A 24,846-nucleotide genomic window follows, 5' to 3' on the forward strand; every position below is an offset into this window, starting at 1 on the left:
ATAAAACTAAGGATACTCGAGTCCACTTTTCAAGACAGCTTGAATCTTGACTAGATTCATCGCCCATGCGTATGTTTCCGTAGAATGATCGAAAATCCAGGATAAAAACGGGAGTTGTTTCGCGTATGGATGAGCACAGTGAGTATCATCTAAATTCACAACATCCCCTTCTTGCAGCTGTGTTTGCTCATCTTGCTGTAGGTGTTCAATTCGCTTTTTACCAAACGTTTTCCATGCAAAAGAAGTGGTGAAAAAGCGGCTCATCGTGTACTGGGCAAGTTTCCGTGACTTAAACATGTGTCTTAATAACGAGTCCTTTTGAGCCATATCGGCCATTTGGACAACGGAAGAGCAATTCGAAATGAGACCCACAACGTAGAGAAAACATAGCAACCAGGATGGCGTTCCGCAGCGCTTCATCATGCCAGACTGAGTTAAGAGTAGCGACATGTCAAAACGTTCCCACAGGGTACGTAAGATGGGGGCACCTGCACACTCACTCAGTTGTAAATCACGATATTTCATTGGAAAATCACCTGCATATTTGAAGTAATACCTTGGTTAAGGTATCCTTCGCAATTATTGTGGCGAATTCCAAAAGTCAAGTATTTTTTATCTAACTATGCTTTTTGGCTTTTACCAATATTTATCTCGAACTGCATAACTCATGAATAATGATAAATTAAAACAAATATAGCCCAATGTGTTCATACTATGATATATTGGTAAAAAAAGGATGTAATGCTATGTTTTTGGATTCGGAGTGGCACTTTATTTCTACGTTTAAAGATTGCTCGTCTTTCTTCAAGCGTATGGACACAACAGCAGCAATCTGAACATATCTCTGTTTAGTAACTTGTTTTCCCGTGGCATTGGTTACGGCATGAGGCTGTTTCATATAAATACCTGGAATCGCGACGGATGCCAGACCTGATGTCTTTTAACTAGTTATCTGCTTAAACACTTCTCGAATAAGCATGATCGGAGTCAAGGGTTCGATTTCCTTTCGAAATAAAGCCGTATTACGCTTTGCCTTGGTCACCCAATCAAACTGATTCGATTCTAGAAATGCGAAAAAATCCTTACACAAATATCAACGATTCATGGCTACCCATAATCGGCATTTCACAGATTCACGCAGCAGCAAGAGCGTTTATTTTGCGAGATCCAACTTCGTAAGACCTTCACCCTTGGTTTCAGGTTTGTGCCACAGCGAATAAAAACAAAGGATACTCTAGCCCACTTTTCAAGACAGCTTGAATCACGACCAGATTCATCCCCCAAGAATAAGTTTTAGTAGAATGATCGAAGAACCGTGACAAAAACGGGAGTTGTTTATGGTAAGGATGAGCACAGGAAGTGTCATCTAAATTCACAACATCTCCTTCCTGCAGCCGAGTTTGCCCATCTTACTAAAGGCGTTCGATTCGCTTTTTTCCCAAACGTCTTCCACGCAAATGAAGTGATGAAAAAGCGGCTCATTGTATACTGTGCAAGAGTCCATGAGTTAAACATGAGTTTTAATTACAGTCCTTTTGAGCCATATCTGCCATTTTTGGACAACGGAAGAGCAATTCGAAATGAGACCCACAACGTAGAGAAAACATAGCAAGCAGGTCGGAGTTCCACTGCACTTCATCATGGCAGACTGAATATAAGAGTAGAAGAGTTTCTAATATTTCCAAATAAGTACGTAACATAGGGACACCCGTACACTCACTCAGCTGTAAATCGCGATATTTCGATTCTTGTAGCGTTTTCATTAGAATAACACCTATAATTTTGAAATAACAACTTGGATAAGGCATCCTTCGCAATTATTGTGGTGAATTCAAAAAGTCAAGTGTTATCTATCCATTGCGGTCTTTTACCAAAATATATCTTTAATTGCATAGGTCCTACTAGATAATTTAATTAATTGGGAAATGTTGGTAATTTCTTATAGGGAAGGACAACCTACCTGAATTGAGGTGTAAAATTTAATGTATTTGCAAGAAGTAAATAATATGTTGGATATTCACTGGTTAACAGAGTTAATAAGAGAAGAAGTTCATTTTATCCACCCCTATTTAGTTAATAATTATTGCTTTTTATTAATTTGTGCCAAAGAAAGAACGATTCATTATATTCAATCACCTGTAGTTCTAGATGTGAATTATTATGAAGATATAGTAGAAAGTGTAAAAAAACGAATTATACAAAATGAAGGAAAATCAATTCATGCTAGTTGGATTAGCCATTGGGTTCCGATTAATATGAAATTAATGCAAGATGTATTTTTGTGCCTTACTTGCCAAACGCCCGTAGAGGGAAAGTTTATAAAATTAATTCTTGATTATATTGTAAGAAATGTGGGGAAACATGAATCACGTAATCAGAGTAATCATAAATTGCTTGATGTATGTCAGCATTTTAGGCTGACTAAAAAAGAGAAAGAGGTAGCAAATTACTTATATGAAAATGTAGCATTAAAAGAAATTGCAAATCATTTATTTATTTCTATTCAAACAGTTCGGACACATATTAAACGTATTTATTCCAAAACTGGCGTGAGGAATAGAATTGACTTTATTAGAAAAGTCCAGTCATATTAGCAAATAAATAAACATGACCTATGCAGTTGAAGTAAATGTATGGCGTTCCACAAGAAAATGCTTGTCATTTCAGAATGACTCTAATAATTACGAAGGATACCTTTCAAACAAGGTATATCTTCAAGATTATAAGGGGGTTTCCAATGTCAGTGTTACAAAAACCGAAATTTAAGGATTTAAATCATGGCGAATGTGCAGGCGCACCTATTTTGAAAAGAATGTGGGATGATTTTGATTTCTCATTGTTTCTCACTCAGTCAGGGATTATGAAGCGTAGCGGTGCACCATCTTGGCTGATCTGTTTTCTTTATGTCACGGGTCTCGTCTCCAATTGCGCCTCGGTCATCCAAATGTCGAAGTTAGCAGACAAAGACGCTTTGCTCAAAGAAATGTTTCAGCCATGGAAGCTTGCTCAATATACGATAAGCCGTTTCTTTACGAATTCTTTTACGTGGACGACGTTTTGGGGAAAACGTGAGGAACGTCAGCAGCAGGTTGACACTACTAATCTTCAAGATGGCGATGTCATTAATCTGGACGATACGCATCTTGCCCATCCTTATGCCAAGTAGCTTCCCTTTCTAGCCTTGTTATTTGATTCATCGAAGAAAAGTTAAGTGTGGGCGATGAACCTGGTTGTCCTGCAGGCCGTGTTACAAAGTGGCCTAGAGTATCTCTTGTTTTATCGTGTCTGGCATAAGCTTGAACAAAAGGCGAAGACATAACATCGATCGATTTGGCTAAACAAATGCTACTCATGTTGCGCGAATCAAAGGCTTCCCGTTTGTGGGTCACCATGAATCGTTGGTATTTATGTAAGGAGTTTTTGGCATTTCTGGAGGAACACGAATTTGATTGGGTTACAAAAGCGAAGCGAAATACTTCATTATTTTGTAAGATCACTCAGATTGAAGCTGAAGTAGCTCTAGAAGACGAGAATCCTGTAACGTACAAAGGCGCATATCTACTGAGTAGTAACCGTTTTAATGCCTCTGAGGAAGCACTACGGACCTACGTGAAGCGCTGGCGGATTGAAGTGTTTTTACGCACAGCCAAACAGGAATTGGCTTTTGAAAAATGCCACTCGAATCGGAGGCGCATCACCATGCTAATTTTGAGCTCATGTTTACAGCAGAAACGATACTCTCTGTGGCACTTCACGAATTAAACAAATAAAAAACAAGTGATGATAGAGGCTACATCCACGGTGAAATGGTTCGCGGCCGTACACACTCGTTGCCAGATCCACGTCAACACCAACAATGGCATAAAGCGAATCTCTATTGATTGTGACACAGAGGTATAGCAGCTTGCAAGACTATTGATTTATATTGGCCCAAGCATTACGCCATGTTTCTTTGGGTAAAGACAAAACTGGAAAACTACCGATATTTACCATGAATTTAATAAGTGGTAAAATAAATCAACAAACCAAAAAATACCTAATATGGGTTATATTTATATAATGGTAAATCTGATAGTATAGTTAATAGGTAGAGGACGAAGCTTGTTGGAATGACTGTATATTCCATCATACATTTAGTCTAGAGAGTAAAGTTCCTATAGCGCGCTCGCTTATCCATGGGTTAGGTAACTTTACAAAACTCTAATGTAGTAGTGATTCCTTTTCCTATATGAACTAATACTATTACTAATTAATTGGAGGTTTTATTCTATGGCTTGTCAAACTACTTGTCCAGATGGTGTAAAAGAGTGGGTTTATGATCCAGCTGAGGGATACATATGTCACTTGGATCGAAAACAATGGTATCGTCATCAATACCAAGTTTGCAACAGTGGAAGCAATCAATACTGCAAAACAGAATTTAAAGGTTCTTGCTAATAAATAGTACGTTTTCAGATATTTGATATTTTTGTTGGGCGCTCTATAATCCACACGTGGTGTAGAGCGCCCTTAAACTATTATTATGTTTGAGGTGAGAGATGATGCAAGTAGACCAAAAGAATCATAGAAAATTCCTGAAAAAATCAACACATTTATCTTATGAAATTGGTTTTGGTTTCCCTGCTAAACTGAGAGCTTTTGAAGACCAAGAACCTATTGACTTTGCCTGGGTAGCCCAACAGGCATGTGGAACGGTTATTTTCGTGATGAGCGAAAGCTGTGGAGCTTGCCGTTATGATGCTATAGAGGAAATCGTTCAATCCTATAGTTCTTTTTCATATTGTATGCTCTTAAATGGGGCTCCAGATTGTGTAGAGACTTTATTAAGTATGCATGCTTTTTTATTTCCAATTATACGGACAGATTTTACTCATATACGCAAGGTATTTAACTTTGATTCAGTCCCATTTGTTATTATCCTCAATAAAAAAGGGCAGGTTATTTCTTGTGGAAACTTTTATAATAAAAAGGTATCTCTGGAGGAGAAGATGTGGCCTCTTCTTGAGGTTTTTTACTCTGTCCCTGTGGAATAAGGGAAGCTTATAATGGAAAATAATTTGAAAACAAATCAAAAGTCAACGGCTTTTAGTATACTCGTTAAAATCCCACAAATGCTGAAATTATTGCACTTTTCATTACAATATATATGGAACTACAAGCCCCTCTATGTAATTTTTGCAATTGGTACAAGTGTAATTATGGCGATCCAATCAAATATCACCGTTCAGATGAATAAGTACATTATAGATAATCTTACAGCATCTAAATATGATATGGCGATGATTTTTGTAGCGATAATGGTTTCTATAGGACTCATTGAAGAGTTAATTGATATCATATTGAGGTACCAGAATCAGAAGTGGAGCGAAGAACTAACTGTATTTAAAGAAGAGAAATTGATCGAAATGATTTCGAAAATGCCTTTATTGGAAAGAGAAAATCCTGCTTTTCTAGGTAATATGCAGGTGTGGTCTTTAGGAATGTCTAAGTTGGAAGCGACTTTTCAAATTACTGCACAGAGTGTTAAGTCATTGTTTACAGCAGCTATCTCATTGTTCCTGATCATACAAAGTGATTATTTATTCGCAGTAATCATTCTTTTGTTTTCCCTATTCCGCGGAATGGTGGTCTATAGAGTTATTGATCCACTTGTAAATTTTAATCTTGAAATGGCGAGAAAGTATAATATCAGTGAATATTTTTCCAGTCTTTTAAAGCGTAAAGATGCACAGAAAGAATTCTTACTTTTTGACGCTACTGCATATTTTAAAAGTAAATGGATGAGAGCAAAGAAAGACGTGTTGAACTTAACATTAGGTGCTGCCAAAGTTAATTTAGTTCCTTCAATAACAAGTGTAATATTAACATTTTTCAGTAAGTTGATTATCCTTTTTCTAATTATTTATTTAACCCAAAAAGGGAGCATGACAATTGGGGACTACGTTTCCATTTCTTTGGCTGCGTTTCTTGCTGATAGAAGCATCATAAATTATTTATTAGATATCAAAGGCTTAGTCGAAAACTTAAGATATGTTGAAGAATATCATAAGGTTGCTGTTCCCATACCTGCACTTCATGTAAATGCTTCAAAGCGTTTTGAACTTAAGATGAGCATTAAAGTGAAAAATTTATCTTTTTACTATCCCAATAGCACAACAGCAGCTTTAAAGGGGATTAACTTCAAAATCAAACAGGGTGAGAAAGTAGCAATAATTGGGGATAATGCAGCAGGGAAATCAACGTTGACTAAAATACTGCTCGGTTTGTATGAATCTCCCTCCAAAACCGTTTTCTATGACGATGTTGACATTAATGATCTGGATAAAGCGTCCATATGGAAACGTTGTGGTGCCATATTCCAAGATTTTATGAAGTATAAGATGTCTGTGCGGGATAACATTACTATAGGTAATAATGCTAGTAACGATAACGACCTCTATTCTTTATTAAGATCACTGAAACTTCTTGATTTATACCATCTCCATCAACATCTCGATACGCCATTGGGTGATTTCGACAGGAATTCTGTAGAGCTCTCAGGAGGGCAGTGGCAAAAAGTAGCACTTGCCAGACTATTGCTTCGGGATTTTGAAATTTTAGTGCTGGATGAACCCACTGCAGCATTAGACCCTCAAAGTGAAGTGGAAATTTTCAATAACATTTTATCTTTAACTAAAAATAAAACGGTAATCATTATTTCTCACCGAGTTGGTATCTCCAGTAAAGTTGATAGGATCATTCATATGAAGAGTGGAGAAATAAAAGAGCAAGGGAGTCATAAAGAGCTACTGCATGCAAAGGGAGATTATTATCAAATGTGGATTCAACAGAAAGAATGGTATGAATCCTAGTGGAGGGTTGCCGATGAAAAGTCAATTAATCAAAGACACAGGCCCAGAGAAAGGCGAAGAGATTTTAACTCAAACATTTCGAAGCTATGATGGGAATGATATTGAACTTAATTTTGCCTCAAATGGTGCTACACTAATTTGTTTGTCGCTGTATTGCTCACATTGCGTAGATTTATTACCTCAAATAAGTGTTATCAGGGAACAAAGTGGGCTGGAAGTGTACCTTTTTATTGATGGAGACAAGGAAGATTTGGTAGAGCTGAGTGAGTATTTTCAATGGGATTTCTCGTTAATTTTGCTTTCCATAGACCAAATGTTCTCTTGTTTTCAAGTTTCACATCATCCATTTGTTATTGTCGTCGATGGTTATGGGATCGTTAAAAGTAAGGGGATTATCTACAATGCAGAAGATTTTATTAAACTAACCCAAATGACAGAGGTTGTATAAATGTCTATAATTTCGAATTTTTTAGCTATGTTACTAGGGTTTATGTATTTATCTAGCGCTACAGCTAAATCTCTTTCATTTATCCAATTTTATCATTCTATTAAAAGTTTTGGTATTATTAAAGGGCGATTGATCGTATTTGTTGGCTGCTCTGTAATTTTTATCGAGATTGGATTAGGTGTAAGTTTTATTGAGTACATCCATGTAAGGTTGGCGTTCATTGGTTCTGCTGTTCTAATGTTGTTATTTACAATTTTATTCGTACATGCAAAACGTCAACAAAAGCAGGTAACTTGCAATTGTTTCGGATCAAGCACAAAGCAAACAAATATAAAACATTCGATCATTCGAAATCTGATTCTAGTTATCGTATCAATTACTGGCTCAATTGCACCGGCGTATAATGATCAGATTAAGGTAGAATCATTGCAGTTGACATTGCCACTCGTTACGATCGCATGCTTGTTTCAGTTATACAAGGAGTCTAATGTTTCGAAGCGATATCAAAAAGTAATTTCGATTTCAAGAGATGCCCAATGATTTATATTTTCTATGGCTGCTCTTGGTTATGTATAGGTTTTATCATTTATTATATTAAATCTAAAAAAATAGGTTCATTGTTATTATCTCGTCAAAAGACAGTTAGCGATAGTAAAACGTTACCACGAAAAACTATATTATTATTCCTGATTTATACGGATAAGAGAAATGTAATCTTCCTTGAAGCAGTAAAGCAGAATTGGCCAGATTATCAGATAATTATTGTTTATCAAGGCCCTGACTGGAAAGTCCATGCTCTAAAAAAATATGACAACTTCCAATTTACGGTGTTGAAGGATGAGAAAGGGCAAATTTCACAGTTGCTAGGTATTGTAAATTTCCCAACATGTATCAGTTATCATCCCCTGTTTAGGAATGCGGGACTAGTAAAAGATCATTCTATTCATATCTTTAAGGAGTGAACATAATGTACGGTCAAATGATAGTTACCAATCAGGCAAATTTTAATCCCAGTCTTAAAATGTACACCCTTGACAGGGTGTTGAATAAACTTGAAACTAATGCTTTGCCCTTTGTAAATAAGCTAGAAGTTTTTATAAAGCTAAGTTTTATTCCCATAGACGTACCAGTTGAAATACAAATTGTGATCAAAGATGATAATCAAAAAGATATTACTAAGTCCGAAACTATTACACAATATAACCCACGGAGTAACGATCAGATATCAGGTTTAGACTTTTGTGTTAGACTAACTACTATTTTTTGCAAGACAGGAAACCACATGATTGAATTGTTTGTAGACGGGGCTTTGATTTCAATTTACCCCATCCACGTTCGTATGGTGGAAGAGATTTATGAACAGAAGGAGATTGCATATGAAGAACAAACTTCTAGTTTTTCTTAATGCCATACTTCTTGTAGTTATTTGTACTAGTTGTTCTTCTACGCCTGAGTCAAGTAAATTAGAAGGAAAGGTTAAAATATTATATTACAATGAAGAGCTGTTCAATGAGGAATATGGAGATCTGTTAAGTTCAAATTTTAAAAATTTGGAGTTTGAAGTTATCTCTATAAAAAAAATGGTTCGTAACGCAAAAAATCCAGAAAATGAAATCGTTCAATTTATTCGAGATGAAAAGCCAGATGTTATTTTTGTAAGAAGCTATGATGAGTATTTAGAATATATCGAAAAAGGATTACTTATGGATCTAGATCCTTGGATTCGAAAGGATAAGCTGGATATCGAGAACATGCAAAAAGGTATTATTTCTATTCTTAGAGATAAGGAAAAAGGAAGTATCTTTGGATTGGCACCAACATTCTCAAGTAATGTTATCTATTATAATAAACAGCTATTTAGTACCTATGGCGTTGACTATCCTCATGATCAGATGACATGGGAAGAGATATTTCACTTATCGAAGAGGTTCAACGGTAATGATAAAGGGATATATGGATTTTCTACGGTGTATTCTCCGTATGATTTACTTAATATGTTGGGTAGAACAAATGGCCTAAGTATCCTTCATAAAAATCAGTCAGCCCCTTTAGAGGTGATGTCCGATAGCGCAGCTTGGGGGAACTTGCTAGATTCACTTGCCGAAGTTTACAGATCAAATACTGTTTATTATCCTCAAAAGCAAAAAACAGGGGAGCTGACCCCCGAATTTACAGATTTATTTGTAGATGGAAAGGCTGCAATGACGGTGGAATCGGAAGCATTGCTAGATCGTTTACAGAAGACCAAACTAGACGTAGGAATAGTTAGTTTTCCAGTTGACCCAAGTTTGCGTGATGCCACATATACACTAAGACCTAATGTTATCTTTGGTGTGAACTCCGATTCTGAACATAAAGAACAGGCGTGGAATGTCATTAAATTTATTAATAGTGAAGAAGTTGCTAAAATTAAATCAAAATCAGTTAATAATTTATTTACAAGAGTGAACTACTCTAAAGAAAAGTATGGTCATTCCTTAAAACCATTTTACTCGCTTAATTATGACACCAGAAGTTATGGGTCTATTAACGTACCTTTAAACTTTAGCCGTTCATTTAATGCTGCGGTTCAAGAGGAAATAAGCAAGATAGTAAAAGGAAATACAAGCGGAGATCGTGCAGTGAAATATCTCCAGGAACAAGCCAAACTGTTCATTGAACAAGAATAGTTTAGTAGAAAGCTAAGAAAGCTCTATTCTCTTCAGAAACTTGGAAAGAGGAGCTTTCTTTTCTCCTTTTAGGTTTTTGGAAATAGTGGATATATGCTGTGGAGGTTTAAAATATGGTTCTATTCGGCCATGTGTTAACGCACATGTTGGTAAGCGCAAGCTTAGTTATTTTGATTTTAGATAGGAATTCAAATACTAGTACGATAAGACGAAGACTATTTTTTATCATCTCAGGAAGCATTGCAGGTGTTCTTCCAGACATTTTAGGACCAGGGACAGTCTACACGTGGAGTCATTCTATTTTTCTTTCGCCAATTCTTGTCATACCTCTTGTTCTAGTTTCCAGGATAGTTTACAAAGATAAAAGCCTTATAAGAGTCTGGCTTTCCTTTACAACTGCTCTTATCATTGGACACTTATTAGTTGATTATTTAGGGCATGAGGTTGCTTTGTTCTTCCCGCTTAGTAAGATGGAAATAAGCGCTAGCATCCTCTTGCTTGGAGATCCTTGGATATGGCTGCCTTTGGCAGTAGGCGTACTTATAGTGTTCATTTCACCTAAACGTCTTCTAGTTTTATATACAGTCCTTATCATCGTTTTTGTATATACAGGCTTAAGGGTATGCTCGAAAGTAAATACGGAGGCTTTAATTAAATCTCTATATCCCGATCAGTCCTCTACACAGTATGTAGTTATTCCACGAACTTCTAATTTAATCGAGGAGCTTAATCCATTAGACTGGTTGAGCTGGTCTTTTGAAGTAATTGGGGAGTATAGGGTAATCACAGGTTCTGTTCCACTCTTTGGTGGATCGGCAAACACAAATTTCAATGTTATCTTTCCGCATGTAGGTATCATTACAAACGTGAACAACATAGTATACAGAAAAGGTTCATCTAATACAGAGCAATATTTTTCTGTTAACTATGAAACGTACTATAATCAGCAGCACTATATTCTTGCAAATGATTCCACGCATGAACTTGTGTTTGCTCTGTTAGACGACAAGTGGATTGAAGTCAATGGTCAGTTAAAAGAAACGCTGATTACCTATATGTCAATGAAGTTAATCGATAAACGATAGGGACCTCGTAAGCTTACATCTCATGAAACAAAAAAGGCAGCGGTGCCCATATTCTAGGGAGCTGTAATTCACATGATGGTCTAGGAGAACGAATGCCTTATATCATAATGGTCATTGGTATTGTTGGATATATCATCCTTTGTATTTAAGCGAAAAGCTACACAGAACAGCTCTAAAAATTAGAGAAGGAGAGAAGCCATTTTTTCGCAATTGTGAAAAAAGAATTTATAAGCATGTTCAAAAGTTTTAAGTCAGTAGCAATTATTCTTCTATTCGTTGTAGTGTCAATGTCCATAGCAAAGTTTGTGCAAAACAATCAAGCTCTACTTGAAGGGTTCGGCAATCAGTCGAATCCGTATTTGTCCGGGATGCGATTTTTAATAAACGTGCTCGGGTTTTTATTTGTACTAACTCATTCCCATGACTTCCTTAATCGAGAAATTGAGAATCAAACAATTCGATTCCTAGTCACAAAAACATCGAAGATGGCAATTGTCATCGGTAAATATTTAGGTATCTTTTTGTTTTGGATGACTTGTGTCGGAATTTCTTTTGAAAGGGTTCCGGTACGCGGTTTCCAAGCAATGCTCCGAGCACCGGATTTGGATGATTCGCAGCTACGCCTTTACACTTGTTGCTACATCCGCCAGATTGATTGTTCCGCTTTGTATGCTGCTTTATGCAGCTATGCGTGGGTTTCATCTCCCTGAAGGCGGTACCCGTCAAATGGTCGCTGACATCCTGGAACGCGGATGAACTGGCCAAATTCCTTGCGCCGCTTGTAGAAGCGGGCGTTGATGTATTCCACTGCTCGACCCGCCGCTTCTGGGAACCGGAGTTCGTCGGTTCTGATCTGAATTTTGCAGGCTGGGTTAAAAAATTAATCGGCAAACCTACAATCACTGTGGGCTCTAGGTCTGGATAATGAGTTTCTATCTTCGTTTAGAGGGGAAAATGGAGGTACGGCGAACGTGGATGCCTTGACCGACAAGCTTAACAATGAAGAGTTCGATCTGGTTGCAGTCGGCCGTGCGCTGCTGGTTGATCCGGCATGGGCGGCTAAGGACCGCGATGGCCGACTTGACGAGCTGAAACCTTTCAGCCCTGAAGTGCTGAGTTCGCTATCTTGATTCTGTTGTAATTCTAATTTTTTGATTATTTGATCGGGCACTCCGAGTTAGTGGGAGTGCCCGTTTTTTGTAATATCAGAATTTATATGTCATCGGTGGAGCTGAACAATTCAGATATTGCAATCGAACACAGACATAAAAATAATCCCAATGGTAGTCTTTTTTCTATATAATATGAATTCTAACCTTGCAACACTAAGGAAATCTTTGTGATAAAAAAGATGTCAGTTCCAGCTGGTTTCTCGGCGGATATTAAATATTCACCTACATCTGGGACCGTAATATCATATTCAGCTTTTCTTTCATCACCATCAATAAATGTGTTTTTATCTATTCTTTTGATAAGAATTCCTTCTTTAGTTGTTATGGTATTCGTGTTTTTAGCCTCACTAGGGTTAACATTTACAATATCCTCGGAGGTTAAATTAGACGTCTTGATTACAGCGCATGTAAAAGAATCCCCAAGAGTTGGCATATGACCTTCATCGTATTGTTTAAATGTAGTTTCAGGTAACACAGAAACTTCTCTGCGGGAATAATAGGGGATACTTGTTAAAGGAATCTTCAGGTCTACTACGCTGTATAGAAGTATAGGATTCCTTTTAGCGGTTCCAACGGTTGGCGAAGCAGACGACTCAGTTACATTTGATTTTTTTGGTGCGCTACTAGTCGTTGCCTGACATCCGGCAGTTAACAAGGAGGCTGTGACGAGAATAGGAATTACAAATTTGAATTTCAATTTCCTTCCTCCCAAAATGTTCTATACATATATCTTAACTAACAAAAAGACTGTTATCCAAATTTTGTATTTTTTAATTTTATATGCAACTACGTTGTACCGTATTGAGTCACATTATATATGCTATTTATTGCTAAATGCATGTTGAAAATAAACATCACATTCACCTGCGCAATTATTAAAAAGAAGATATAATATTTAAAAATTTGGTTAAGGAAGAAAGGTGGCAATTATACAAATCATCTGATACACAAAAACTTTCCTTATACCACACAATCGATAGAGGGAAAGACATGGAGAATACAAACCATACCTATTTCTAGTGGCTTCAAGTACGGCAATGAAAATCCTCCAATATTTACAGATAATAAAAATGGCTCCATTGTTATTGAATTTGTAACAGACAATAATAAGTCGTCGCTAACATACCTCACAGCAAATGGCGGAGAAGCTTGGGAATGAAAATAATGTTACACCTGCACTTATTTGTTAATTGATAACAAGGTGTTGGAGGACAAATATGTTTCGAAGTACGCTCGCAGCTCATAAGGCATAGCCGAGGCGTTCTAATAAGCAAGTGGCGATATAGAAGAAAAGCTCAATGAGCTGCTTTATAACCGAACTTGTACTCGGGAGTTTCAAAATGTATATGCATTCACTTGTAGCGATGGAAACCGCAAAACAAACGCCGCACCGCCGCCCGGCTCGTTATGGGCCGAAATGCGGCCACGACACCCCTCAACGATGGCGCGGGAAATGGCGAGGCCGAGCCCCGTCTCGCCGTTCTTTCCTTTCGCAAACCGCTCAAAAAGCTGGGATAATAACGGTTCGGGAATCCCTTGGCCGTCGTCGGTGATTCCGATGTCAATCCCTTCGGCGTCAGCGGAAGCTTGGATACGAATCGTTTCCTTGGCATATCGAGCCGCGTTGCCCAAGTGTTGATGAGCGCTTGCAGCAGTTTCTCACGGTCCGCATAGATCATCGTAGCAGCTTTCATACACAGATTTTTGTTCAATTACGGGAAATCCAATCTGAAAGATTATTTTAATCTACCCAGGTTCGTTTTCTTACTATCATCCATGAGAACGGGTATTTGCAACGAAATCGTGCGTGTTGCATCGTCATAGTTTACTTCGGCACCGAGCAGCCCGGCGACTTCGCGGACTGGCAGATAGGACCTGCCGTCCACGACGATAGGCGAGGTCTGCAGCGCCTTCTCGGTTCCATTGACCTTAATAACGAACTTCGTAACAGTCGCCTGCACCGTCTCGTTCGTCGCGGCCAAGGCCGTCGTTGCTGATCCGATCAGCAGACCGAGTGAGAACGCAAAGATTACTTTTTTCAATGGTATCAGCTCCTTTAAAGTTAAGTTTTTATTTGCCTTACATGATTCATTGTACCGCTCAACATAGGCAAAACTTTGGACGAAATGTGGAAAAACCGTGGGATAGACGATTTCGAATGAGATGTGACAGTATGGCTCAAATAGGGCGCGAACTTGTCTTGTCTGATATACTATGATTAATAGATTGAACTTAAAGTTCAATTTCGCCCGGAGGGATTCTATTGATTGTAAGTACGAAACTTCATATCCCCCATGTGCGTAAGGTCTTGGTGTCTAGGCCGAGGCTGATGCACAAGTTGAATGAGGGGCTGCAAGTCAAGCTGACGCTTGTTTCCGCGCAAGCTGGTTACGGGAAAACAACCGTGTTAAGTGAATGGGTGAAGCAATGCGGCGCGCTTGTAGCGTGGGTTTCGCTGGATAAGCAGGACAATGACTGGAGTCAGTTCTGGAGCTGCCTCACAGCTTCCATTAAGGAAAGGGTCTCAGGCTTTGGTCAAACGGTAGAGCCTCTTCTTGAAAAAGGGCCCTTGCTATCATTAAAGCCTGCAATTACGGCATTACTAAACGAGCTTAATCGATTAACCGGTGAGTTGGTCATCATTCTCGACGATTATCATGTCATTGATGATTCGGATATTCAACATTCCATGATCTATCTACTTGAGCATTTACCTCCCCATATTCATCTGTTTATTGCAAGTCGCAGTGATATGGTGATACCTACGGCTCGGCTTCTGGCAAAAGGTGAATTAATTCAAATCATGATGCAGGATTTGCGGTTTCAACTGGATGAGGGGCATGCCTTTTTCAGTGACACGACGGATTTGTTACTAACCAAAGAGCAAGTGACAGTGCTGTTCCATCAGACCGAAGGTTGGATCAGCGGCTTGCAGCTTGCGGCGCTCTCTCTGAAGCGCAGTATGAATATAGGCGAGACTCTTCAACAATTCAGCGGTCACCAGCATCATATAGCTGATTATTTGCTGGAAGAAGTGTTCCTTCATCAATCGGAATCTATGCGTGCTTTTTTATTGGAAACTTCCATATTGAGTCGGATGAATGGTTCCTTATGCCAAGCTGTAACGGGTCAAGTGAACAGTCAAGAGCTTCTGGAGAGATTAGAGAAGCTGAACTTGTTTGTCATCTCTCTGGACGATCACAGGAGTTGGTATCGGTACCATCAGTTACTTTCCGATTTTTTGCAACAAATGCTGCTTAGAACCGATCCGGACAAATGGATGCAAGCGCATATTCGTGCTGCGAAATGGCTGGAGAATCATGATTTTGATGAAGAAGCGGTGGACCATTATGTAGAGGGAAAACAGACCGAGGATGCTGTTCGGTTGATTGAGAAGAAGCTGCCTATGTTCGTGCAATCCAAAAGTGTGCTGCTGATCCGATGGGTATCTGTATTGCCGGAAGACTCCTTTGTGGAGAAGCCGATGATCGAACTGTTTTATATATCCGTATTGCTGGGTGTAGGGGAATGGAAGGCCGCTTTCAGTAGAGTGGAGCAAGCCGCAAGCCGCTTTCAAGCGCAGGAGGGGAACTGGACCGATGCAGAGTGGAAGCAGGCCATGGGCAATATTTACTTTTTTATGGCGGTTACCTCGTATCTTCAGAAGGATTTGGAGCGAACGTCAGAATACTTCGAATGGGTAGAACGATATATGCCGGAAGGCAGCTTTTTCCAGACGGTGGGGCGCAACCGGTATCAAGGCCATGATTCGTTCGATGATCAGTTGGCGCTTATTAACGATCTGCATGCAGCGGATGCATTCCTGTTGAAGTGGATTACAATCTGGAAAGACAAGCGAGAATATCCGTTCATTGGATTCTTATATGCCTCTTATAGCAAATTGTTGTATGAGTGGAATCGATTGGATGAGGCAGAGTTTTATGTCAATCAGGCGCTTGGTCGAGAGGATATACAGCCTTATGCGCGGATTTTGATGCAAAATGCCATTAGCGCCTCTCGGATTCAGCAAGCCAAAGGCAATATAAACCGGGCATCCGAGCTGTTGGAACAGTTGAAGTCGCAGATTAACTCGCCAGATGTTGAATTATTTAGGTTGAAAATTGAAGCGGAACAAGCTTGCCTATCTGTGAAGAAAGGCTCGCGTCAAGATGCGCTTGATTGGTTGCAAAGGTGTGGTCTGGCGCATACGGACGAGGTTTCGCTGAATCGTATGGCAGAGCATTTAGCGTTGGCTAGAGTGCTTTCAGTAAGCGAACGGATGGATGAAGCGCTGTATCTGTTGGAACGGTTGGAGCGTTTGTTAAATAGGGAAGATCGTCTTCGGGATCGAATCAAGGTGTTGATTATGCAAAGTGTAGCGCTTTATAGTTTAGGTCAGAAAGAGGATGCCCTCGTTCAGTTGGAGACAGCCCTACTTTTAGCCGAACCAGAGGGGTACATTCGCAGCTTTATGGACGAAGGCGCTGTGATGACGGAGTTGTTATCCGCTTATATGAAGGTGCAGTTAGGTGTTCGCATACAGAGCTCCCCCTCTGTTTCATTAGCGTACGTAGGGCAACTGCTTCAAGCTCTGCATGTCACTTCGAAAGAGGAACTCTCTCTTAACGAGATACTAACCGAGCGGGAAGCCAGGATATTCATATTGATCACCGATGGAAAGTCGAACAAGGAAATCGCCAATCGTCTGAATATCTCGGGTGAAACGGTAAAGTCGCATATTAAAAACATATACAGAAAGCTCGGTGTCAACAATCGAGCGCAAGCGTTGGAGCATGCCAAAGAAATAATGACACTGGCATGAAGGGAATCCTTGATATCCCCCCCTTTTTCTGTGTTCTACCCCTTTTTCTGTATTCTTATCCCCCGTGTTTCGGGGGATTTTTTTTTTGCCGAAATAGTCTTAAAGTTAGGAAAGGAGCGACATATTGTGACATAAAGCAACAGAAGTTTGACTTTTACTGCTAACTTTCATCAAGTTCAGTAGATATGGAGGGGAAAGAAACCTGATGACCAACACGAATCAAAGTAAAATAAAACGGGAAAAAACCAAATGGTACATGCTGAGCTTTGCGCTGTTCATATTAATAGGTGCATGGTTGTTTGCAAACCCGGTACAAGCAACTGAACAATGGAGTCAATATGGAAAGCCAGTACCGGTTTCAAGTGGAGAATTAGGAGGATTTATTAATCCTGGCGGTGTGGCGGTAGACAATAGCGGAAATGTGTATGTGGCGGATACGAATAACAACCGCATACAGAAGCTGACGGCATCCACAGGGGTTTGGAGCCAGTGGGGCGGCCAACATGGAAGTGACTTAGGCCAGTTCGCTAATCCACGTGGAGTGGCAGTAGACAGCAGCGGAAATGTGTATGTAGCGGATACGAATAACCACCGCATACAGAAGCTAAGCGTAGATACTGGTGATCCTGGGGCAACCGGAGCCACAGGAACAGCGGGAGGGGTTTGGAGCCAGCTGGGCGGCCAATACGAAAGTGACTTAGGCCAGTTTATGAATCCATTTGGAGTGGCGGTAGACAAAAGCGGAAATGTGTATGTGGCGGATACATATAACAACCGCATACAGAAGCTAAGCGTAGATACAGGGCTTTGGAGCCAGTTGGGCGGCAAATATGGTAGTGGCTTAGGCCAGTTTGCTTATCCACGTGGAGTGGCAGTAGACAGCAGCGGAAATGTGTATGTGGCGGATACGAATAATCACCGGATACAGAAGCTGACGGCATCCACTTGGAGCCAGTTGGTCGGTCAAAATGGAGATGAAGATAAGTTAGGCAAGTTTTACTATCCAAATGGAGTGGGGGTAGACAGCAGCGGAAATGTGTATGTTGCGGATACAGATAACAACCGCATACAAAAACTGACGGCAGTCACAGGGCTTTGGAGCCAGTTGGGCGGCGAAAATGGAAGTGAGTTAGGCCAGTTTACTTCTCCAACTGGAGTCGCGGTAGACAGTGGCGGAAATGTGTATGTGTCGGATTTTAATAACAATCGCATACAGAAGCTGACAGCAGCCACAGGGGGCTGGAAGCAGTGGGGCACCATGGGAATAGGTGCAGGTACTGCTCCGAAGGAGTTTCATAGTCCACGTGGAGTGGCGGTAGACAGCAGCGGAAATGTGTATGTAGCGGATACGAATAACCACCGGATTCAAAAGCTGACGGTATCGACAGGGGCTTGGAGCCAGTGGGGAGGCCAAGATGGAAGTGGTCTAGGCGAGTTTTCTTCTCCAACTGGAGTGGCGGTAGACAGCAGCGGAAATGTGTATGTAGCGGATATGAATAACAACCGCATACAAAAGCTGACAGCATCCACAGAGAGTTGGAGCCAGTTGGACGGCGAAAATAGTAGTGACTTAGGCCAGTTTGCCGCTCCAAGTGGAGTGGCGGTAGACAGCAGCGGAAATGTGTATGTAGCCGATACGTATAACCATCGCATACAAAAACTGACAGCATCCACAGGGCATTGGAGCCAGTTGGGCGGCCAATATGGAAATGACTTAGGCCAGTTTGCTTATCCAACTGGAGTGGCGGTAGACAGCAGCGGAAATGTGTATGTGTCGGATAACGATAACAACCGCATACAAAAGCTGACGGCATCCACAGGGGTTTGGAGCCAGTTGGGCGGCAAAGATGGAAATGACTTAGGCCAGTTTATTTATCCAACTGGAGTGGCGGTAGACAGCAGTGGAAATGTGTATGTGTCGGATAGCGATAACGATCGCATACAGAAGCTGACGGCATCCACAGGGGGTTGGAGCCAGTGGGGAGGCCAATATGGAAGTGACTTAGGCCAGTTTGCTTCTCCAACTGGAGTGGCGGTAGACAGCAACGGTAATCTGTATGTGGCGGATACGAATAACCACCGCATACAGAAGCTGGTAACGAGGGTTGTGCCGAATGCTCCTACAGGCGTAATGGCAATGGCTGGTGACCAACAAGCTGCCATCAGCTTTACGGCACCTGCGTATAACGGGGGAAGCGCGATTACCAGTTACACAGTAACTGGTAATCCGGGTGGAAAGACAGGGACTGGGACAACGAGTCCGATTACAGTTACAGGACTTACGAATGGAATCACCTATTCCTTTACGGTAATTGCAACGAATATAGACGGGAATAGCGTGGCTTCCAGCGAAGTGAGCGTAACGCCACAACTTCCAATACCTGGTGTTCCGTTGTTAGCAACACCTGTAGCAGGCAATGCGCATGTAGCACTTACGTGGAATCCGGTCAATGGTTCGACAGGGTACAGAGTCTACCAAAGTGTAAATTCCGCAACGTATGGAACCGAAGTGACCACAGTGAGCGGCTCGGTGTATAGCTATAATGTGACAGACTCGGTCTATAGAAGTACGGTGACCGGCCTGACCAACGGCACGACCTATTATTTTGTCGTGAAGGCGATCAATGCTGGAGGAGACAGTGCGGCTTCGAACCAAGTGAGCGCAACGCCGATAGCACCAAGTGATCCACCTAGCAGTGGCGGTGGCGGCGGCGGTTCGACAGGATCAATGTCACCAATTACCTCCACAGATGGTACATTAACGCTTCCTGTAGGTAGATCAGGCGAGGTCAGTTTGCAAAAAGAAGTGACGGTATCTATTCCCACAGGTGCGACAGCTAAAGAACTAAAAATAACGATAGAGAAATTGGTGAACATTCAAAACCTGATAACGGATAAACATTTTCTAGCCAGCCCGATCTTTGAGATTCTAAAAAACTTCTCGGAGAACTTCAGTAAACCGGTTACGCTGACTTTTGCATTCGACAAAACCAAATTGAGTGGCAACCAAACAGCAGCTGTATACTATTTTGACGAAGCGAAGAAGGAATGGGTGGAAGTTTCCGGCGGCAAGATTAACGAAAATTATATCACCGTACAGGTAGACCACTTTACAAAGTATGCAGTATTCGCTGTAGGTCAAGCGGCAACTGTGCCAACACCTGACACAAAGCCAACGATTAACTTTAGCGATATCTCTGGGCACTGGGCAGAGGCGATCATTAAGCAAGCGGTAAGCAGAGGAATCGTCGGCGGTTATCCAGACGGAACGTTCAAGCCTGGGAAGACAGTGACACGTGCGGAATTTACGGTGATGCTAATGAACACATTGAAGCCGCAAGGAGCAGGAGTGGCACTAACATTCACAGATAAAGCAAAGATTGGAAGCTGGGCGCAGACAGCAGTCGAGCAAGCGGTGCAAGCAGGTATGATTAAAGGTTATGAGGATGGTACATTCCGTCCGGATGCAGTCATTACACGCGCAGAGATGGCAGTGATGATTGGCGGTGCTTTGGGTCAGTCTACTGCAGTCAATGCTTCAACTGACTTCGCAGATGACAAGGACATACCAGCGTGGGCAAAAGCCAGCGTTGCTTACGTCAAACAAGCAGGCATCGTGCAAGGGAAAAGCGATAACCATTTTGCCCCTGAGGACCATGCAACAAGAGCAGAGGCTGTAACGGTGCTGATGAACGTGTTGGCGCAAAAAAGCAAGTGAAGTAAACCGTAAAAAACAGTTATCCTGAACAAGACGAATCCGTATTACTTTCTAAATTTTATGTCTAAATCAGAGGTAATTAATTGGTGGTTCCCCCGAATGGGGGAATTTTTTGCCGAAAAATAAGAGATACAGTCTAGGTTAATCATAGGGGGAAATTTTGTGAGGAATACATTAGTCAAAAAGCTGCTATCCATAATCGTCATGGCATGCCTATTATTTTCGTCGTTTGGTGTCGCATTTGGTGCTACTACAGCCGGGACATCGGATATTCAAGGGCATTGGGCAGCTAGTAAAATTTCGGCATGGATCGATAAAGGGTTTATTAAAGGGTACGACGATGGCAGCTTTAAGCCGGATAGCCAAATTACAAGAGCAGAATTCATTGCTTTGATCAATCGTTCGTTTGGATTTACAGAAGCGTCAGATATCGCATTCGGCGATGTGCCATCAGATAATTGGGCGCATGCCGAAGTAGCCAAAGCTGTTAAAGCTGGCTATATCACTGGCTATGCAGACGGAACGATTGGTATCAATAAACCGATTAGTCGTCAAGAGGTTGCGGTAATCGTAAGCCGATTATTGACATTAAACGCGGCAACTGGCACTACGGCTGCAGCTTTCATAGATGCCAGCCAAATGGCAACATGGAGCAAGGACGCCATCGATGAAGTGGTGGCTTCACAAATTATGAATGGTTATGATGCCGATCATAGCTTTAAACCATCGGCTCCTATTACACGTGCGGAAGCGGTTGTTACCTTAGATCGCGCTCAAGACGCACAAATCGTGGCTTATCAAGCAGCAGGTACGTACGGTCCGGAAACTGGCGTTGAGACTATGAATAAGAATGTAACTGTGAATGCAGCAGGCGTCACGCTTCGGAATATGGTCATTAAGGGTGATCTCTTATTGGCTGAGGGCATTGGCAATGGCGATGCGTTTCTAGAGAATGTTAAAGTCACTGGTAAAGTTATCGTACAAGGCGGTGGCGATAACAGTATTCATTTTAATAACTCGGTACTCGTCGACATTATTATTGACAAGAAGTCTGGGACTGGTACAGTACGTATCGTTTCTGAAGGAACCACGACGGTTGCTTTAGTAAGTGTAAAATCCTCGGCTATTCTAAAAGAAACCAATTCAACAGGGAATGGTTTTGGTAATGTCAACATTAGCTCATCACTTCCGGCTGGTTCAAAAGTTACGTTGGCAGGCTCCTTCAATACGGTAAACGTGAGCTCACAGCAATTACAAATAGATATGCCCGAAGGCACAATTCAGAAAATGAATGTAGCATCGACAGCGACAGGAATGGTACTTAACCTTAGCGAGGGAGCTAAAATTAATGATCTTGTCCTAGATGCTATCATAAAAATGCTAGGTAAAGGTACGATTGTGTTGGCAACTATGAATATAGATGGTTCTACATTCGAGACACCTCCGACCAAAACAACGACCACAACTACGCCTACACCGGCGCCGACGTCAGCACCAACTTCAGATTCATCATCAGATTCAAGGTCAGATCCAACACCAGCACCAACGTCAACACCGGCACCAACGTCAACACCAGCGCCAACGCCAGCACCAACGTCAACACCGGCACCAACATCAACACCAGCGCCAACGCCAACACCAAGTAACCCGCCGCAAGAAACGGCTAATGAATCTATTACAGCGGCAAAGGCTTTGCTTACAGCAGATACAATTCGCAACACCAACACAGCATTAACTGCAGTAATAGCAAACTTGAACCTAAGTATAACGGGATCAAATGGTACTACCATTGCCTGGAGTTCAGACAACACGGCAATCGTTGCGAATACAGGTGCGGTTACACGTCCTGCTTTTGCAGATGGCAATGGTACCGTTCATTTGACAGCGACAATCACCAAAGATGCAGGGACACCCCAAACGAAAGAGTTTGAGGCAACGGTATTGAAGGATACGACGGATAAGGATGGTCGATTACTTGCTTTACATTTAAGCGATGTCACGTTGAGTCCGGTTTTTTCACCGGATATTCAGCATTATGAAGCAACCGTACCGTTTAATGTAACGAGCACAACAATAACAGCTACACCGATGAATCAGCATGCATCCATACATTTAAACTATGAGGATGATACTAAGCAGTTACTAGTAGGATCTAATGAAGTCCAAATTTACGTCAACTATGCGGATATGTCTTATTATGACATCTACTCAGTTCAAGTCCATCGGCTAGCAGTCGACGTAGCGGCCCAAGCAGCGGCCATTGCAACGATTAAAGCTTACCATGGGGAAGATATAGACTTGATTCACGTTCTCAATACAGCAACTGGAAGGAATACAGCTATTCCCGTTAATGTAACCTTCTATAGAAATGCTATTCTTGCTGCAGGGGCAGGTGACCTTGATACGGCAGAAGATATATTGCTGATGATTGATGATGTCAACGAAGAAAATGAATTGCCTCCTGTTAACAAAACAAATTTAATCTCAGTCATCTCTCAAGCAACTACGTTGCTTAGCAATCACTCAGTTGGGATAGAGATAGGGAAAGTTTCGCAAGAAGCTCATGACGCCTACCAAAGTGCAATTGCAGCAGCAACTGCTGTACAAAACTCTTCAATTGCCACACAAAATGAGGTAGATGCGGCCATTGCGGCACTATCCTCAGCTACTAATGCCTTTCAAGCAGCTATTATTAGTGCTCCCATTCCTACATTTACTGTGGATGGCAGCCTATCTAATCACATGCCGCTGATCACGGTTGTTAATGTAGCAGCTGGTCAAACGATTACTGTCAATGATACAGATGGCACGTCTGTGATTGGATCCGGTCAGGCAACAGGAGCGTCAGTAACCATTGCAATTGATCCATTAACAGTGGGTACGCACACGCTAAAAGTAAAGTCCGTAGATGCATCAGGTCAGTCCAGTGTCTCGGCAGGAGTGAGCTACACCGTCCATGCCATTTCCATTTTGCCAGCAAATCGGATTTCTGAAAGCCAAGCACATATTGCCACGCTGGCTACAAATGGTCAAGTCTATACGTGGGGTTCTAACTATGGCGGGCAAATTGGAGACGGGACGCAATTGCCTCGAACACAAATATTTGCAGTTCCAAACTTGTCTGTAAACATCATCGCCGTACAAGCTGGTGAAGGATACACGGCAGCGCTAACAGCTGATGGACATATTTGGAAATGGGGCTACTATGATATAACGGGTCCTAAAAAAATAACTGGAATTGATCATGTCGTTTCCATTTCTGCAGAGGGAACTAATGTCTTTGCTTTGAAAAGTGACGGTACCGTATGGAAATTTGCGATTTATGCAACTCCTGCCCAAGTTCAGGGATTAGATCATGTCATAGCCGTTCGAGGCGAATGGTCCGATACAGGAATTGCCTTAAAGGCTGATGGGACAGTTTGGGCTTGGGGAGCTAACGACAATGGGCAGCTTGGCGATGGAACAGGTGCAAATAAACCGGCACCAGTCAAAGTTGAGGGCCTGCCATTCATCATTGATATCAGAAATGGGGATCAACATTCCTTAGCTTTAAGTGTAACTGGCGCCGTTTATACGTGGGGTTTCAATAATGCGGGGCAAATTGGAAATGGTACAATAAATAAGCAATTAGCGCCTTATGAAGTGGCGGGTTTATCTAACATAACTCAAATTGGGGCTGGGAATTATTATTCTTTCGCCATTGATAATCAAGGCAAAATGTTTTCATGGGGCGCCAACTGGAATGGAAGTCTAGGCATAGGCGGGAATGATAACCGGAATACGCCTACTCTCATAACAACGAACTTAACCAATGTTCTAGCTATAACAGGTGGAGAAGGAAGTACGAGCATTGCGTTGCAGTCCAATGGTGATGTTTGGACGTGGGGCGACGCTACTAATGGCCTTCTCGGAAGTGGCGAAGCCTCTAACCGGTCTACACCTGGTAAAGTGGCTAACTTCAATTTATTTAATGACCCAGCAAAACCTTTAGCTACAGGCATTCCGGAGTGAACTTAGCTTTTATGAAAAAGATAATGAAAATAGGGGTTGCCCTTCTAGTAGAACATTCTACTGGGAGGGC

19 protein-coding genes and 3 pseudogenes are annotated in these 24,846 nt (G+C 41.4%); 18 read left to right on the plus strand and 4 right to left on the minus strand.

All coding sequences use genetic code 11. The features are described from left to right. Window positions 1–6: 6 nt before the first annotated feature. Window positions 7–525: a hypothetical protein gene (locus HQN90_RS26580; RefSeq protein WP_173224328.1), complete on the minus strand. Its 519-nt coding sequence runs from the start codon at window positions 523–525 to the stop codon at window positions 7–9. A gap of 1,457 nt (window positions 526–1,982) precedes the next feature. Between HQN90_RS26580 and HQN90_RS26585 the strand changes: the two genes are divergently transcribed. From HQN90_RS26585 to HQN90_RS26650, 15 genes and pseudogenes are all read left to right on the plus strand, one after another. Then, a complete protein-coding gene (locus HQN90_RS26585) occupies window positions 1,983–2,594 on the plus strand; it encodes a helix-turn-helix transcriptional regulator (RefSeq protein ID WP_173224330.1) in 612 nt (203 codons plus the stop codon). 143 nt (window positions 2,595–2,737) lie between these two features. After that, the gene (locus tag HQN90_RS26590) at window positions 2,738–3,166 is read left to right on the plus strand and encodes a hypothetical protein (protein WP_173224332.1); all 429 of its coding nucleotides are present in this window, start codon (window positions 2,738–2,740) and stop codon (window positions 3,164–3,166) included. A gap of 164 nt (window positions 3,167–3,330) precedes the next feature. Further along, window positions 3,331–3,762: a transposase gene (locus HQN90_RS40015; RefSeq protein WP_173224334.1), complete on the plus strand. Its 432-nt coding sequence runs from the start codon at window positions 3,331–3,333 to the stop codon at window positions 3,760–3,762. Between the two features lie 507 nt (window positions 3,763–4,269). After that, complete coding sequence (locus tag HQN90_RS40020; RefSeq protein WP_173224336.1) at window positions 4,270–4,437, plus strand: laterosporulin family class IId bacteriocin; 168 nt, start codon at window positions 4,270–4,272, stop codon at window positions 4,435–4,437. Window positions 4,438–4,538: 101 nt separating this feature from the next. Further along, window positions 4,539–5,033, plus strand: a complete 495-nt coding sequence (locus tag HQN90_RS26605) for a hypothetical protein (protein ID WP_173224338.1) — start codon at window positions 4,539–4,541, stop codon at window positions 5,031–5,033. A 1,074-nt stretch (window positions 5,034–6,107) separates the two neighbouring features. After that, window positions 6,108–6,560, plus strand: a pseudogene (locus tag HQN90_RS40025) (ATP-binding cassette domain-containing protein); the annotation flags it as partial. After that, a pseudogene (locus HQN90_RS40030) lies at window positions 6,534–6,638 on the plus strand (ATP-binding cassette domain-containing protein); the annotation flags it as partial. The pseudogenes HQN90_RS40025 and HQN90_RS40030, both read left to right, overlap by 27 nt. Window positions 6,639–6,864: 226 nt before the next feature. Further along, complete coding sequence (locus HQN90_RS26615; RefSeq protein ID WP_173224340.1) at window positions 6,865–7,299, plus strand: thioredoxin domain-containing protein; 435 nt, start codon at window positions 6,865–6,867, stop codon at window positions 7,297–7,299. After that, complete coding sequence (locus HQN90_RS40035) at window positions 7,300–7,839, plus strand: MauE/DoxX family redox-associated membrane protein (protein ID WP_173224342.1); 540 nt, start codon at window positions 7,300–7,302, stop codon at window positions 7,837–7,839. Next, entirely contained in the window at window positions 7,836–8,261 is a 426-nt protein-coding gene (locus HQN90_RS26625) for a hypothetical protein (protein WP_173224343.1), read from the plus strand. The genes HQN90_RS40035 and HQN90_RS26625 overlap by 4 nt, the downstream gene beginning before the upstream one ends. A gap of 5 nt (window positions 8,262–8,266) precedes the next feature. Beyond that, window positions 8,267–8,704: a DUF6941 family protein gene (locus HQN90_RS26630; RefSeq protein ID WP_173224345.1), complete on the plus strand. Its 438-nt coding sequence runs from the start codon at window positions 8,267–8,269 to the stop codon at window positions 8,702–8,704. Further along, the gene (locus tag HQN90_RS26635; RefSeq protein ID WP_173224347.1) at window positions 8,676–9,968 is read left to right on the plus strand and encodes an ABC transporter substrate-binding protein; all 1,293 of its coding nucleotides are present in this window, start codon (window positions 8,676–8,678) and stop codon (window positions 9,966–9,968) included. The genes HQN90_RS26630 and HQN90_RS26635 overlap by 29 nt, the downstream gene beginning before the upstream one ends. A 113-nt stretch (window positions 9,969–10,081) precedes the next feature. Further along, window positions 10,082–11,053 (plus strand): metal-dependent hydrolase, encoded by a 972-nt coding sequence (locus tag HQN90_RS26640; protein ID WP_173224349.1) that lies wholly within the window; start codon window positions 10,082–10,084, stop codon window positions 11,051–11,053. A gap of 233 nt (window positions 11,054–11,286) precedes the next feature. Continuing rightward, window positions 11,287–11,763 (plus strand): ABC transporter permease subunit, encoded by a 477-nt coding sequence (locus HQN90_RS40040; protein ID WP_173224351.1) that lies wholly within the window; start codon window positions 11,287–11,289, stop codon window positions 11,761–11,763. Window positions 11,764–11,798: 35 nt separating this feature from the next. Then, window positions 11,799–12,183 (plus strand): annotated as a pseudogene (locus tag HQN90_RS26650) (beta/alpha barrel domain-containing protein); the annotation flags it as partial. Between the two features lie 181 nt (window positions 12,184–12,364). On the opposite strand, the gene HQN90_RS26655 reads toward HQN90_RS26650, so the two are convergent. The 3 genes from HQN90_RS26655 to HQN90_RS26665 form a co-directional block, all read right to left on the minus strand. Beyond that, complete coding sequence (locus HQN90_RS26655; protein WP_173224353.1) at window positions 12,365–12,922, minus strand: hypothetical protein; 558 nt, start codon at window positions 12,920–12,922, stop codon at window positions 12,365–12,367. Between the two features lie 638 nt (window positions 12,923–13,560). After that, window positions 13,561–13,857 (minus strand): sensor histidine kinase, encoded by a 297-nt coding sequence (locus HQN90_RS26660; RefSeq protein ID WP_173224355.1) that lies wholly within the window; start codon window positions 13,855–13,857, stop codon window positions 13,561–13,563. A gap of 104 nt (window positions 13,858–13,961) precedes the next feature. Continuing rightward, the gene (locus tag HQN90_RS26665; protein WP_173224357.1) at window positions 13,962–14,267 is read right to left on the minus strand and encodes a copper amine oxidase N-terminal domain-containing protein; all 306 of its coding nucleotides are present in this window, start codon (window positions 14,265–14,267) and stop codon (window positions 13,962–13,964) included. A 221-nt stretch (window positions 14,268–14,488) separates the two neighbouring features. On the opposite strand from HQN90_RS26665, the gene HQN90_RS26670 reads away from it, so the two are divergent. The 3 genes from HQN90_RS26670 to HQN90_RS26680 all read left to right on the plus strand — a co-directional run bounded on the left by HQN90_RS26670 (window position 14,489) and on the right by HQN90_RS26680 (window position 24,776). Then, window positions 14,489–17,047, plus strand: coding sequence for a winged helix-turn-helix domain-containing protein (locus HQN90_RS26670; RefSeq protein WP_173224359.1), 2,559 nt, complete (start codon window positions 14,489–14,491; stop codon window positions 17,045–17,047). A 205-nt stretch (window positions 17,048–17,252) separates the two neighbouring features. Further along, complete coding sequence (locus HQN90_RS26675; RefSeq protein WP_173224361.1) at window positions 17,253–20,765, plus strand: S-layer homology domain-containing protein; 3,513 nt, start codon at window positions 17,253–17,255, stop codon at window positions 20,763–20,765. A gap of 162 nt (window positions 20,766–20,927) precedes the next feature. Then, complete coding sequence (locus HQN90_RS26680; protein ID WP_173224363.1) at window positions 20,928–24,776, plus strand: RCC1 domain-containing protein; 3,849 nt, start codon at window positions 20,928–20,930, stop codon at window positions 24,774–24,776. Window positions 24,777–24,846 lie beyond the last annotated feature (70 nt).

The sequence above is a fragment of the Paenibacillus alba genome (assembly GCF_013204855.1).
Taxonomy (GTDB): domain Bacteria; phylum Bacillota; class Bacilli; order Paenibacillales; family NBRC-103111; genus Paenibacillus_E; species Paenibacillus_E alba.